Source organism: Vagococcus coleopterorum (assembly GCF_011303955.1).
In the GTDB taxonomy this organism is placed as follows: domain Bacteria; phylum Bacillota; class Bacilli; order Lactobacillales; family Vagococcaceae; genus Vagococcus_D; species Vagococcus_D coleopterorum.
This window is the reverse complement of sequence record NZ_CP049886.1, coordinates 950,803-965,825: the sequence shown is the minus strand read 5'-3', so window position 1 is coordinate 965,825 and position 15,023 is coordinate 950,803. Positions and strand designations below refer to the sequence as shown.

11 protein-coding genes are annotated in these 15,023 nt (G+C 36.6%); 1 reads left to right on the top strand and 10 read right to left on the bottom strand.

Annotation, left to right across the window (positions count from 1 at the left end; translation table 11 throughout):
- Positions 1-35: 35 nt before the first annotated feature.
- The 4 genes from polA to G7081_RS04770 all read right to left on the bottom strand — a co-directional run bounded on the left by polA (position 36) and on the right by G7081_RS04770 (position 5,938).
- Positions 36-2,690 carry a DNA polymerase I gene (gene polA, locus G7081_RS04785; protein WP_166007820.1) on the bottom strand — a complete coding sequence of 885 codons (2,655 nt, stop codon included), beginning with the start codon at positions 2,688-2,690 and terminating at the stop codon, positions 36-38.
- Between the two features lie 118 nt (positions 2,691-2,808).
- A complete protein-coding gene (locus G7081_RS04780; RefSeq protein WP_166007819.1) occupies positions 2,809-3,504 on the bottom strand; it encodes a Bax inhibitor-1/YccA family protein in 696 nt (231 codons plus the stop codon).
- A gap of 55 nt (positions 3,505-3,559) precedes the next feature.
- Positions 3,560-4,894 carry a UDP-N-acetylmuramate--L-alanine ligase gene (murC, locus tag G7081_RS04775; RefSeq protein ID WP_166008390.1) on the bottom strand — a complete coding sequence of 445 codons (1,335 nt, stop codon included), beginning with the start codon at positions 4,892-4,894 and terminating at the stop codon, positions 3,560-3,562.
- Positions 4,895-5,038: 144 nt separating this feature from the next.
- Complete coding sequence (locus tag G7081_RS04770) at positions 5,039-5,938, bottom strand: hypothetical protein (protein WP_166007818.1); 900 nt, start codon at positions 5,936-5,938, stop codon at positions 5,039-5,041.
- A 137-nt stretch (positions 5,939-6,075) separates the two neighbouring features.
- Here G7081_RS04770 and G7081_RS04765 point away from each other — a divergent pair, with 137 nt between their 5' ends.
- A complete protein-coding gene (locus G7081_RS04765; protein ID WP_166007817.1) occupies positions 6,076-6,897 on the top strand; it encodes a Cof-type HAD-IIB family hydrolase in 822 nt (273 codons plus the stop codon).
- A 24-nt stretch (positions 6,898-6,921) separates the two neighbouring features.
- On the opposite strand, the gene G7081_RS04760 is transcribed toward G7081_RS04765, so the two are convergent.
- The 6 genes from G7081_RS04760 to G7081_RS04735 form a co-directional block, all read right to left on the bottom strand.
- Positions 6,922-7,431, bottom strand: a complete 510-nt coding sequence (locus G7081_RS04760; RefSeq protein WP_166007816.1) for a GNAT family N-acetyltransferase — start codon at positions 7,429-7,431, stop codon at positions 6,922-6,924.
- 44 nt (positions 7,432-7,475) lie between these two features.
- Positions 7,476-10,115: an alanine--tRNA ligase gene (gene alaS / locus G7081_RS04755; RefSeq protein WP_166007815.1), complete on the bottom strand. Its 2,640-nt coding sequence runs from the start codon at positions 10,113-10,115 to the stop codon at positions 7,476-7,478.
- Between the two features lie 398 nt (positions 10,116-10,513).
- On the bottom strand, positions 10,514-11,473 hold the full coding sequence (locus G7081_RS04750) for a DUF7278 family profilin-like fold-containing protein (RefSeq protein WP_166007814.1): 960 nt from the start codon (positions 11,471-11,473) through the stop codon (positions 10,514-10,516).
- Between the two features lie 10 nt (positions 11,474-11,483).
- Complete coding sequence (locus G7081_RS04745) at positions 11,484-12,419, bottom strand: alpha/beta hydrolase (protein WP_166007813.1); 936 nt, start codon at positions 12,417-12,419, stop codon at positions 11,484-11,486.
- Between the two features lie 212 nt (positions 12,420-12,631).
- Positions 12,632-13,978, bottom strand: coding sequence for a DEAD/DEAH box helicase (locus tag G7081_RS04740; RefSeq protein WP_166007812.1), 1,347 nt, complete (start codon positions 13,976-13,978; stop codon positions 12,632-12,634).
- Positions 13,979-14,052: 74 nt separating this feature from the next.
- Positions 14,053-14,994: an AEC family transporter gene (locus tag G7081_RS04735; RefSeq protein ID WP_166007811.1), complete on the bottom strand. Its 942-nt coding sequence runs from the start codon at positions 14,992-14,994 to the stop codon at positions 14,053-14,055.
- Positions 14,995-15,023 lie beyond the last annotated feature (29 nt).

The following is a 15,023-nucleotide window of genomic DNA, read 5'->3' as shown; positions in this document are numbered from 1 at the left end:
CCTCCCCTGTTACTCACAAGCAGTTGAGTAACGACTTATTTAGCTTCGTACCACGTGTTACCTGTACTACTATCGACTTTCAACGGTACACTTAATGACACCGCATTCTCCATTACTTCTTTAACTAAAGCTTCTAATTTAGGTATCTCTGATTTAGGTGCTTCAAAAACTAACTCATCATGCACTTGCAATAACATCGTTGCTGCCATTTTTTCTGCCTTAAGACGCTTCGCCATCTCAATCATTGCTATCTTCAAGATATCTGCGGCGCTACCTTGAATCGGCGTATTAATCGCTGTTCTTTCTGCAAAGGAACGGATGTTAAAGTTGCGAGCGTTGATATCTGGTAAATAACGACGACGGTGCCATAAGGTTTCAACATACCCCTTATCTTTCGCTTCGCGAACAATTTCTTCCATGTAAGTTTTAATATCAGGATATTTTTCAAAGTATTTATCAATAAATGTTTGCGCTTCTTGACGACTGATTCCCAAGTTTTGTGATAAACCATAATCACTAATGCCATAAACAATTCCAAAGTTTACCGCTTTTGCCTGACGACGAATATTACCTGTCACCTCTTCTGGTGTTGGCACACCAAAGACACGCATTGCTGTACTTGTATGAATATCTTGTCCTTCTTTAAAGGCATCTTGCATGTGTTGGTCTTTTGCAATATCCGCTAAAACACGTAATTCAATTTGCGAGTAATCCGATGAAAAAATTTGCCAGTCAGGATCTCTTGGAATGAACGCTTGACGAATCTTACGTCCTTCTTCTAAACGAACGGGAATATTTTGCAAGTTAGGATCAACCGAACTCAAACGACCTGTTTGCGTCAGCGTTTGCACGTAACGTGTGTGAACTTTGCCATCATGGTGAATCACTTTCAACAAGCCTTCAACATAGGTCGATTGGATTTTAGCAATCTGACGGTAAGTTAAAATATCTTCAACAATTGGTGCTTGTTCTTTTAATTGCTCTAAAACATCAACCGCTGTTGAATAACCTGTTTTCGTTTTCTTAATCACTGGTAGTCCCATTTTTTCAAACAAAATTACGCCCAGTTGTTTCGGTGAATTCAAGTTAAATTCTTCGCCTGCTTGTTCAAAAATATTTTTTTCAATGTCAGCTAAGCGAATCGCAAACTCTTGTTTCATCTCTTGAAGACGTTGAGCATTAACGGTAATCCCTGCAATTTCCATATCAGCTAAGACTTTTGATAATGGTAATTCCATTTCAAAGAATAAATCTGATTGTTCTTTATCCGCTAGTTTTTCCATTAATTGTGGGGTTAAAACAGTTAAAGCTTTAGCTTTACGTGCTAAATGATCAGCTAACACCGTTTCTTCAGGTATTGCTAATTTAGCTCCTTTACCATAAACCGTTTCATCTGTTTCTAAGGCAAAGTATTCATGGTTGAAGGCTAGATCTGCTAAATCTTCACTCTTATCATTCGTATCAATTAAGTAAGCTCCTAATAAGCTATCAAACTTCACACCTTGTAATTGAATATTGTAACGATTTAACAAGACATAATTGGCTTTTGCATCATAAACATTTTTAACCTTTGTCTCGTCTTCTAACCACTCTTTTAAAACTGTTGAATGTAAGGCTTCATCACCTGGAACCACAAATAATTTATCTGTATCTCCCCAAGCGATTCCCACAATATCAGCATTGTGATAATTTTTATCTAAGAATTCCACATAGAAGCTCATCTCATCACTAAACATGTCAGCCGTAATATCAGAGCTTGATGTTACTAATTCGAATTTGATTTCTTCCGTCGTTTCAGATTCCCCAGTCATGCCACTTGTATCGAGTTTACTTAGCAATTGTTTGAATTCCATTTCACGGTAGAACGGTACTAATTTGTCTAGGTCTTTTCCTGAATAAGCTAAGCTCGACATCTCAACTTCAATTGGTGAGTCCGTATCAATCGTCGCTAATTTTTTACTTAAGAAAGCTTGCTCACGATCATTGATTAAGTTCTCTTTCATCTTGCTTTTCTTCAACTCATCAATGTTTTCATAAACGCCTTCAACTGAACCATATTCATGTAACAGTTTCAAAGCAGTCTTCTCCCCGACTTTTGTCACACCAGGAATGTTATCTGACGAATCACCAGCCAAACCTTTCATATCAATAATCTGCAATGGTTTTAAGCCGTACTTTTCTTGAATAAAATCAGGTGTGTACGTGACTAATTCGCTCACACCACGTGATGTTACCTCTACACGAATATGATCATCTGCTAATTGAGTTAAATCTTTATCTCCTGAGACGATCACAACTTCACAGTTTTCATTTGCTTCGCGCTTCGCCATCGTACCGATAATATCATCTGCTTCATAATCCATTAACTCGTAGTGTTTAATCCCTTGGGCTTCAATCAACTCACGAATATACGGCATTTGTTCTTTGAATTCACCAGGCGTCTTTGAACGACCGGCTTTATAGTCAGTAAAGAAGCCATGTCTAAAAGTCGTTTTTCCTGCATCAAAGGCAATCAAAACATGTGTTGGGCTTTCTCTTTCTAAAATGCTTTCTAGCATATTGTTAAAGAATAAAACCGCGTTCGTATGTAACCCTGTTTTTGTTTTGAATGACTCATAATTCTGAACAGCATAAAACGCTCTAAAAGCGATACTATTCCCATCGATTAATAATAATTTGTTTTTAGACATAACTCTTCTCCATTCTGTAATCTCTCTCTTTACTAGTTTAACAAAAACACTGACTAATTGCGATGTTCAGGCCTTCAAAGAACAAAATAAAAAAGCCTCTCACATGAGAAGCTTTTATTTAGTCACGACTACCAAAAATACGTAAGAAGGCTAATAATAAGTTGATGAAATCTAAGTACAATTGCATCGCACAATTAATAGCAATTCCTTTTGCTTGCGGACTATCCCCAACTTGGTAATACATTTTTTTAATTGTTTGGTGATCGTAAGCTGTTAACCCAGAGAAAATAATAATCATCGCAAAACCGATAAACATATCGACTGCTGAACTACCAACAAAGATATTGATTAGCATCACAACAATCAAACCAATTAAAGCACTGCGCATAGCATGCCCAACACCTGATAATTCTTTCTTCGTTCTTACACCGACAATTGCTGTTACGCCGTAAGTTACTGCCGCAGCAACAAAGGCTTTCGTAACACTTGCTTCAGTATATTGAGCTAAGATCAAACTTAGTACCACACCATTAATAGCTGAGTAAGCTACAAAAGCAGCCATCGCCATTGCAGGGTTTTTTAGAGATTTTGCACTTAAGTAAATCACCAACGCAATCTCAATAATTGGCATTAAGATAAGTAACATTGGGTGTTGCATTAGGTAGCCACCGACTTGGGCTGCAAAAACATTTGTAACTAAGTAAGACGTAACTGCACTTACTGCAATTCCTAAACCGACATAAGCGTAGACTCTAGCAAAAAACGTTGCTAATCCAGACTGAGTTGTCGTTGTTCCATAATTGACTTCATTCATTTTATCTATCTCCTTTTAAAAAACAGGACAGACCTTACGCCTATCCCGTATTTTATTACATACTATTTTTACGTGTTGTTCCTAACAATGTTTCATAGGCGCGTTGGAATTTTTGAACATCCCCTGCTCCCATAAAGACCATCACAGCATCATGGAAATCTAACAGCGGCGAAACATTTTCTTCCGAAATAACTGATCCACCTTTAGAAATCTTCGTCCCTAGATCATCAATCGTTACTTCACCTTGAACTTCACGAGCTGATCCAAAAATATCACATAAATAAACCGCATCAGCTAAATCTAAAGCTTCAGCAAATTCATCTAATAAAGCAACCGTTCGTGTAAAGGTGTGTGGTTGGAATACTGCTACTACTTCTTTGTCTGGGTATTTTTGACGAGCTGCATCAATGGTTGCACTAATCTCAGCTGGGTGGTGAGCATAATCATCCACTATTACCATATCATCGACTTTTTTCTCGCTAAAACGACGCTTAACTCCGCCAAACGTTGCTAACTCTTTTGCTACGAGTGTCATGTCTTGATTTTCTAAATGACCAATCGCAATTACACCTAAAGCATTAAAAACATTGTGCATACCATAGGCCGGAACCATAAAGTTACCTAATAACTCACCTTTAAAGAAGACATCAAATTTTGATCCTTCTGTTGTTCGTTGAATATTTTTAGCTTGGAAATCATCTGAATCATTTTCTCCGTAATAATAAACAGGAACATCTACTTTTAACTGACGTAGTTGTTCATCATCACCAAAAGCAACAATTGCTTTGTTGACTTGACTGGCAAATGATTGGAAAGCATCAAAAACATCGTCAATACTCTTATAATAATCAGGGTGATCAAAGTCAACGTTTGTAATAATCGCATAATCAGGTGAGTACGCTAAAAAGTGACGACGATACTCACAGGCTTCAAACGCAAAATATTCCGCATCTTTCACGCCGTGTCCTGTTCCATCACCAATCAAGAAACTTGTCGGAACAATCCCACTCATCACATGGGCTAATAAACCTGTTGTACTTGTTTTACCATGAGAACCAGTCACAGCCACACTCGTATAATTTTTCATTAGTTCACCTAAGAAACGGTGATATCTAACAACTTTCAAGCCTTTTTTTAAGGCTGCTTGGATTTCAACATGACTATCTGGAAAAGCATTTCCGGCAATCACCGTCATTCCATCTTTTATGTTCTCATCTGCAAAAGATAAAATTGGCACGCCTGCTTTTTCTAATTCTCTTTGAGTGAAACAGTATTGATCAATATCTGACCCTTGAACTTGAAAACCTTTTTCATAAAGAATTAATGCTAGCGCACTCATTCCCGCACCTTTAATACCGACAAAATGATACAAAGTTTCTGATTTATTCATCATTTATAAACCCTCTTTTCTCAAGCCTAACTATCTTTTCAAAATAAACTCAACCCGTTTGTTTTATAGTGGCATTCATTCCACTTATTATCTAATACTTTGCTTAATAATTCAACAAAAAAAACTTACACCACAGTGTAAGTTTTAGTCAAAATATCTTGTGATCGTTTCCCGTCCAGATTCTTCTTCAAAAATCCCACTCAGACCTCGATCTAATCGATTGGTACGACGTTGTTCTTTCTCCTGTGCCTCTGAAGGAAGTTCAACTTTTTCTTTTTCTTTATCGCTCAACTTTTTGAATTCACGACGTGTGAACGGAATATCCGCATCTTCACGTTTAAAGTTTGGTTTTTGTGGTGTAGAAACAATTTCTGTTTTACCATAAGCTTGTGTTTCTTCTTCGCCATCTTCCATTAATAAATAACTTTCACGTTCTTTTTTAAAGCGTTTAAGAATTTTATTTTTCTCTTCTTGATCTTTTGCAATCGCAGCAAACGAACGGTTACGAGATTCCGGAATCGGTTTTGGTGTGAATCGGTGATTTAGACTAGTTTCTCGTTCTGACTCAACCTTTACATCAGATAAGAAATCACGTGCAACTGGTTCATATACTGGTTTAATACGCTCATCATCTGATTCATCACCTTTGTCAAAAATAGGTTGATGAGCTGGTGTGAAGTTGGGTTTGATTGGTTCAAATTCAACATCCTCTTGAACCGCAACGTTATCTTGATATAGTTCTTGATGATAATTAAACTCAATTTCATCCTCTAATTCATAATCGCTAAAACTATCCTGATAGTTTACACGAGGCTCTTCCTTAAATACATCTGGAGAAACTTGGTAATCAGCGTCATATTCCAACTCTGCATAATCTTCATCGGTTAATAATTCCGCTGTATATTTACGGTCTAAATCCGTTAATTTCATTGGATACTCTTCTTGTAAGATGACGCGTGTGTATTCAGGAATCTGCTTCACACCTGTTTGGTCATCGAACATTGGAAAGCGGCAAACTTTACGTTCATCAGTTTGTTTTGTCATCTTTTATCAGTCCTTTAATAATCTGTCCTAATTAGTGTATCATATTTTTACCAATCACAAAACTTTTACTGTGCTATTTCATCACAAATTATGGTAAGCTAATGACTGGTTCTGAATTTATTTTAAAGGGTGATCATATGTATAAATTAGTAGTTAGTGATATCGATGAAACATTAATCACAAAAGATGGTGTTGTCACACCTGAAAATATTGCAGCAATCCAAGCCGTCCAAGATAAAGGAATTACCTTTATGCTAGCGACTGGTCGTAGTTTTAACGATTTCCAACGTATCTTAACTGATTTGGGAACCGTTGGTTTAGAAAAACACTACTCTATTTCGTATAACGGTGGCGTTATTACTGAAAATAAAAATAATAAAATTTTATATAAAAATGCCTTAGAACAAGATTTTGTTCACCAAATATTTGAAATCGGTGCCACTTACGACGGTGTTTTAATTCACTTATTTGCCTTACACCATACCTTTACTTATCGCATGACTGAATCAGAGCGGAACTTTATGGATAATCCTTTCCAATTGGAAGAATTAACTGATGCTAACCTTGATTTTTTAGGTGATATGGAAATCTTAAAAATCAATTTTCAAGCTGATGATATGGAGCAACTAAGAGCAATTCATCAACAATTACCTCAAGAAGTTATTAGTAACCACGATATTAATTATTCATCTGGCCGTTACCTAGAATTTAACCCTAAAGGAATTAACAAAGGGGAAGCTGTTCGTGTTGTTGCTAAAGAAATGGGCATTACGCCTTCAGAAATCCTTTGCATTGGCGATAACATTAATGATTTATCAATGGTCCGCTATGCTGGAACTGGTGTTTCGGTTGCCAATGGCGTACCAGAGTTAAAAGAAATTGCTGATCATATTTGTGATAATGACCATAATAATTCAGCTGTTGCTGAAGCCTTTAATCACTTTGTCCTAAAAAAATAAGCCTCCGCTAGTGCGGAAGCTTTTTTATTTTAACTTTTTATCAAGAGCAATACGTTCGCCACCATCGTCACTTAAGGTTAAATCACCAATTAATTGATAGCCTTGTTTTTTAAGGATATGTTGCATCCCTTTATTATCTTCATGAGTGTCTACTCGAATCACTTGTCGACCTAATCCAACAGTAATCTCTTCGGCATAAGCTAACAGTTTTTGGGATAACCCTTGAGCCGGAAAATCTTTGTTAATTGCTAAACGATGAATCGCTGTATAGGGCTCGTCATAACGCCATGCACCTTTATTCAACTGCTCATAATCAGATTCTGGAACGGCAGTCACAACAATGACGCCACGAATCTGCTCCTGTTCCTTTGCAATGTAACACTGCCCTAATTTGATGTCTGACTCCACCACTGCCATGCTAGGATAACCATCTTGCCATTGGTCGACACCAAGGTTTTTAAAATATGCTACGCCTTGTTGAAAGATATCAAGGATTTCTTGCTTATCTGTTTCCTTTGCTTTTAAAAATTCCATGTCATACCTCCAAAAGAAAAGCTCTGCAGCTGCAGAGCTTTATTTTATTTAGATAACCAGTTTGCTACTTCAGCTAGGGCATCAGGAATACCTGCTGGATTTTTACCACCAGCTTGGGCCATATCTGGACGACCGCCACCGCCACCACCAACAAGTGGTGCGATTGCTTTAATTAAATCGCCAGCTTTAAAGTCTTTATCATTAGCAGCTTTTGTCATCGCAACTAACAAGTTAGCTTTTTCGCCTTGGGCAGTTCCTAGAACTAATACATCAGATAATTCTTTTTGTTTCCATTGGTCAGCTAATTGACGCAGTTGATTCATATCTTTGACTGTCACTTGAGCTGTGATATATGACACACCACCCACTTCTTGTACATCTTTGAAAACATCTCCTGCTTGTTGATTAGCCATTTTAGCACTTAAAGCTTCGTTTTCTTTTTGTGCTTCTTTTAATTGTTTTTGAAGTTGTTCGACTTTACTTGGCACATCTTTTAATTGAGGAGCTTTTAAGCCACCTGCGATTTCTTTTAAGAAACCTTCTTCTTCTTTTAATAACTCATAAGCTTCTTGACTTGAAACAGCTTCAATCCGGCGAACGCCTGCTCCTACACCTGATTCAGAAACTATTTTGAAGATACCGATATCAGATGTATTAGCTACATGAGTTCCACCACATAGTTCGATAGAATAACCACCAATATTAACGACACGGACTTCTTTACCATATTTCTCACCAAATAGTGCCATCGCACCCATCTCTTTGGCAGTATCAATATCCGTTTCAACTGTTTCAACAGCTAATGCTTCCCAAATTTTTTCATTAACGATTGTTTCCATTTGAGCTAATTCATCAGCTGTCACTTGACCAAAATGTGAGAAGTCGAAGCGTAAGTGCGTTGGCGTTACTAATGAGCCAGCTTGGTTAGCATGATCACCCAACACATCTTTTAAGGCCTTATGTAATAAGTGAGTTGCTGTATGGTTTTTCAAAACTTTCAAGCGACGTTGACGGTCGACTTTCAAGACGTATTCTTGCCCTGAAGCTAATTCAGCCGTTACCTCTACTTTATGTAACCCTTGACCATTTGGCGCTTTTTGAACATCAACAACTTTAGCAACTTCTTTACCATCAGTTGTTTCAATCACACCCGTATCAAAGATCTGTCCACCCATTTCAGCATAAAATGGTGTTTGATTAAAGATTAATTGTGCTTCACCTGTTGAAACTTTATCAACTAATGTTTCATTTTGAATCAAGCTTGTTAACTGACCCGTTGCTGTTGTTTCTGTGTAGCCAATAAATTCACTACTATCTTTAATATCTGTTAATAAGGCCGATTGAACATTCATTGATTGATCGGTGTTACGTGCTGAACGAGCACGTTCACGTTGACCTTCCATTTCACGTTCGAAACCTTCATGATCAACAGTTAACCCCGCTTCTTCAGCAATTTCTTCTGTCAATTCAAATGGGAAACCGAACGTATCGTATAATTTAAAACTATCTTTTCCTTCAAGAACTGTTTTGTTTTCAGCTTTTAATTCAGCGATTAAATCATTTAAAATTTGTAAGCCGTCATTGATTGTTTCATGGAAACGTTCTTCTTCAGTTTTAATTACTTTTTGAATGAACGCCATATTTTCAGTTACTTCTGGATAATAGCTATTCATAATCTCAGCAATCACTGGTACTAGTTGGTGCATAAATGGTTTGTGAATACCTAGTTTTTTACCATGCATCACAGCACGACGTAATAAACGACGTAAGACATATCCGCGACCTTCATTTGATGGTAGTGCACCATCTCCAATGGCGAAAGCTACAGCACGCGTATGATCGGCAATCACTTTAAACGACGTATCCGTATCAACATCTTTGCCATACTCTTTGTTATCACTTAATTTAGCTGTTGCTTCAATAATTGGTACAAATAAATCAGTTTCAAAGTTTGTTGGTGTTTCTTGAATAACTGAAAGTAAACGTTCTAATCCCATACCCGTATCAATATTTTTATTAGGTAATGGTTCATAGGTGTCTTCTAACGTGTGGTTAAACTCTGAGAATACTAAGTTCCAGATTTCTAAATAACGTTCATTTTCACCACCAGGGAAGTTTTCAGGGTCTTCTTCTGCAACATCATTAAACTCCTCACCACGATCGTAAAAAATTTCTGAGTTTGGTCCACAAGGGCCAGCACCGATATCCCAGAAGTTCCCTTCTAAATCAATCACGCGGTCAGATGTTAGGCCAACTTCTTCTTCCCAAATTTTACGAGCATCTTTATCTTCAGGATAAACCGTTACATATAATTTATCTGCATCAAAGCCAATCCATTTTGGATCTGTTAAAAATTCCCACGCCCAAATAATCGCTTCACGTTTTTGATAATCTCCAACTGAAAAGTTCCCTAACATTTCAAACATTGTATGGTGACGAGCTGTCTTACCAACATTTTCGATATCATTCGTACGAATACTCTTTTGAGCATTGACCATACGTGGGTTTTCTGGCACAACTGATCCATCAAAATATTTTTTCATCGTTGCCACACCAGAGTTAATCCATAATAACGTTGGATCATTGACTGGCACTAATGAGGCGCTTGGTTCAACTGCATGACCTTTTTCTTGATAAAAATCTAAAAACATTTGACGCACTTGACTACTTGTTAGTTTTTTCATTTTCTCCACTCCTTCTCTTTTAAAAACAAAAAAACACCATGCAAAACAAGGACGACGACTCGCGGTACCACCTTGTTTGCAATGATGTTTAACATTCATTACCTCTTAAGACCGTTAACGCTGGTAAGCGTGATAGTTTCCTATCATGACTAAAGGGAGCATTTTAAACGGGCTTGATTTTCCTCTCACCAATGGAAAACTCTCTGAACAAACGACCTTCTAAAACATATCCTTCACTATATTACAAAGTATAATCAATGACTTGATAATTGTCAATTTAACTTAATGCATTTTGAATCAATTGAACAATGGCTAATCCTGCAAATAATGCGATCATTAACACGACTACCCAAAACATAAGACGACGCAACGACATGACGGTTCCTCCACTTGCTAAACTATTTGATATAAAAAATAATGGCGGCACGATAATTAAAGCGTGCTGGTGATAACGGTTGATTTGATTTTGGAACATCAACCACTAAACGTTCAGCTAAGTCTGTAACTGATTTCGGTTGACCATCCAAATTTGGTAATGCTACAGGTTTCATAACCCCTGTTTCAGCTGTTAATTCTGATTTTTCTGGATTACTCCCTGACTCAAAGTAGACCTCTGGTAAAAGGCTATCTGAAGGATTAATGGCTTCCTTCAATAAAATCCGTTCATCTGAATAATGGTCATAGTGGTTTTCTTCCTTTGGCGCAAAAACGTATTCCCACGCATCTTCAGATAACAATTGAAAACCATCAGAATAAACTTCTAACCAAATATCACTGTATGTTATATCTTCATACTGATACAAATAATAACGATCAGGATTTAGCTCATCACGTTCCATATAGAACATATTACGAGCCAAAATACTTGGGGGGTATTCCCATGATAAACTCGCTTCAAAATCAAGTTCAACTGTTAACTCTTTTTTGATGCGGGCTTCATTCATTTCATAAAAACGACGATCATCACCGACATATTGACCAGTCACAATATCATAATAGCCCTTATCTTTAACCCCGACTATTTTTGCCTTACGAGCCACAAACATCGGTTCAATTGTAACATTTCTGAGATGACTATACTCTTTTATCTGATCTTTAAGACAGACATCACTTGCCAACTCTTCTTTTCCTAAATCCACATCTTCCTGACCTGGTAAAAAGTAAAAAGTTTGTCCTGCCACCTCAACAGCAAGTGTTCGGCACACAGCATCCGTCATCCGCAAGTTCACCATATAAGGTTCTCCTACAGTGTGACGTTCTTCAAAGGTTGGTTTCATGGCGTCCTCAAACAAGGCTAGCTTATGTTCATCTGAAAGTCCTTGCCAAGCCGATAATTGCATGTAGTCATAGTAATTCACAAAATCGCTCCTATTCTGATAGGTACTTAGTTAAGAATGTATTCACTACTTCTTCATATTTTTTAGGATCAGTTTTAAAAGCTTCCGCATGTTTCGCACCAGGTACTAAGTAAAGTTCTTTTGGTCCTTTAGCTGCATCATATAATGGGTAGACCATATCAGTTGGAACAAAATCATCTTTATCACCGTGAATGAATAAAATCGGTAACTGATTTTTTTCAAGTTGTTTGACAGCACTTGCCTCTTTGAAATTATAACCTGCTCTCATTTCTGTGTATTTTGATGTCACAGGAATTAAAGGAAAGGCTGGCAAGCCAAACATTTGATCAAGCTGATAAGATAATTCGTTTTCAACTGTATCATAACCACAATCTGCAACAATTGCTTTCACGTTATCTGGTAAGCTTTCTCCTGATGTCATTAGAACCGTAGACGCCCCCATGCTGATTCCATATAATACAATATCAACTTTATTATCGTACTCTTTATTGATTTGGTCAATCCATTTCACGTAATCTAATCGATCTGGCCACCCAAAACCAATATACTTCCCTTCACTACGACCATGGCCACGCGCATCCGCTAAGAAAATATCATAGCCATCTTGATAAAACATCTTACCAAAATCATACATAAAATCACTACTACTTGTATAACCATGAGCAATAATAGCTATTTTTTTACGACCTTCTTGTTCTTGTTGAAATAAACGACCACTTAATTCTAAACCATCATCTGTTTTTTGAGTCATGACTTTTGCAGGCTCTTTCGCGAACTCCCACTTATCGATATCTTTCCCCTGGCTACCAGTTGCATCATCTTCCCCAAAGAAATCCTTTGGACCAGCAGCAATGGCATAATTAAATAGATAATTAACTCCCCATGCAAATCCACCAGCAACAGCAACTACCGCAATCACTAAAATAGTCATAATTATTTTTTTCATTCGTCATTCTCCATCCACTTTTTTATAAGTAACGACCCAATTATATAGAAGAATGACTTAAAAAGATATTTATAAAATTGAAACATTTTGAACAATTTAGAGTATAAACTATACATTATGAATTTTTTCGTCTGTTAAAAACTACTCGATTGTCTTTTCTAAAACAGAATTACAGGCATTTGTGTAAATAAAAAACTCACATTTCTGTGAGTTTAACGTTTTGTTTTTTTAGATTTTTTCATTTGGCGAGCTGCAGCACGTCGTTCAATCTTACGTGTTTTTTGTTCTTTTTCTGCAATAACCCAACCAATTTTCTTCTTATAAGCTGGTTTAATATGTTTCTTTTTCTTCTTAACTAAACCAATCATTTCAATGTCTAATTGTTTTTGTGTTTTATCACGTTTGGTACGACGATTACGGTCATAACCATCAACAATTTCGCCACCTTTAATTTCTTTTGGAATAAAATTAATACCAAGTTTTTCAAGTGCGTTAATCGCTTGCTCATCACTCGGATCATATAACGTAATCGCTGTTCCTTGCATTCCTTTACGACCGGTACGTCCCACACGGTGAATAAAGAAATCTAAATCATTCGGAATTTCAGCATTAATAACATGTGAAACACCATCGATGTCGATTCCACGTGCTGCTAAATCTGTGGCAACAACATATTGGAATTCAAGATTTTGAACTTGTTTCATCACACGCTTACGTTCACGAGGTAAAATATCGCCATGAATTTTAGCAACTTTTAACCCTTGTGATTTTAAGTGGTTAGCAATTTCATCCACCCGTTGTTTGGTATTTGCAAAGACAATCGCTAAATATGGTTGTCCTGTTGTTAACAGCTTATAAACTACTTGATTATTATCTTTTCCTTTTGTTGAAATCAACCAATTATCAATATCATCAGAAATAATTGAGGCTGGTTTAATATGTTCAATCACAGGATTTTCCATATATTTTTTCAAGAAAGGTTTTAAGTTTTCAGGGATTGTTGCTGAGAAGACTAACATTTGTAGTTTGCTTGGTAAGCTTGCTGCAATTTTATCAACATCTTCTAAGAACCCTAAATCTAAGGTCATATCAGCTTCATCTACAACAAAAGCTGTTGCTGTGTGTGTCCCAAGGGCATTTTCTTTCATCAAATCAAGAACACGACCTGGTGTCCCAATAGCAATGTGCGGTTGTTGATTTTCTAACTTAGCAATCTGACGTTTTTTATCTGTTCCTCCAACGAAACGAGAGACACGAACCTCTTCTTCAGAATGTTCAGCTAATTGAATAGCGGCATCATAAATTTGATTGGCAAGCTCACGGCTTGGTGCTGTTACTAATACTTGCACTTCATCCTTAGCCGGATCAATTTTATCCATTAACGGCAATAAGAATGTGTGTGTTTTACCAGAACCAGTTTGTGATTGTCCCACAACACTACGTCCTTTTTTAATAACTGGAATCAATTTTTCTTGAACTTCAGTCGGCGTTACAAATCCTTTTTCAGCTAAAGCTGATTCAAGATATGGTTTTAAATTAAATTGTTTAAATGTGGCCATAACGGTCACCTCTTCCTTCTTCTTTAAATTAATCTACTTGTAGCATTATAGCACAGAACCAGCTTCATTCCTTACTAATGAACAAAAAAGATTAAGATTGGGATAACAAATAAATAGACTAAAAATGTAAATGCTTGTGTCGTTGTGGCAAATTCAGCATCTGCACCATACTGTTTTGCTAATACTGGCATCGTATTCTGTGCTGGCATTGCTGCTTGCACAATAAAGACTTTTAGCATTAAGTCTGGCACGTGAATGATGAATGATAATAAAATTACCATTAATGGTGAGAAAAAATATCTTCCTAACAGAACGCCAAAGGTGTCCTTGTTCATGCGTAAATTTTTAATCCCTGTATGATAAATAATCATTCCAATAACAAACATTGATAACGGCGTTGTTAAACCACTTAAATGGTTAGCGAATCTAGACAATACTGGAATCTCTGGGATTTCCAACAACATCCAAACCATTCCAATAATAAACCCAAGCATTGCTGGGGTTAATAATAATTTAATCACTCCAACCACATCTAACTTCACATTTTCAATTGTTGGATCTTGATTGTCACTTGAAATCAAATAAATCCCCACCGTCCAAAAGAAGGTTGTATTGCAAATATAATATAGCAATACATAGGGAATGGATGACTCACCAAATATTGCTAGATTAATCGGGATTCCCATAAAGATTGAATTTGATACGGTAAACATCGTTTGAAATAAACCTTTTCTAGATGTTTCAACTTTGGTTAGCTTCCCATAAATGATACTAAATCCAAATGTTGCAAGTATTGAAACAGCTGGCAATAACATGCCAGTAAATAAGCTCAAAAATTCTTCTTTATTAAACTTTTCTGTCATGTTTAAAAACATGTTGAATGGCAAGGCAATATTTAAAACTAAATATGAAAAAATACGCATGGTATCTTTTTCAAACAAACCTTTCTTCGATAAAAAATAACCCACTAATACCAAAGCAAACACAACTAAAATATTAAAATATGACTCTAACATTTAACTCCTCTTTTCTCGTAAAAAAAAGG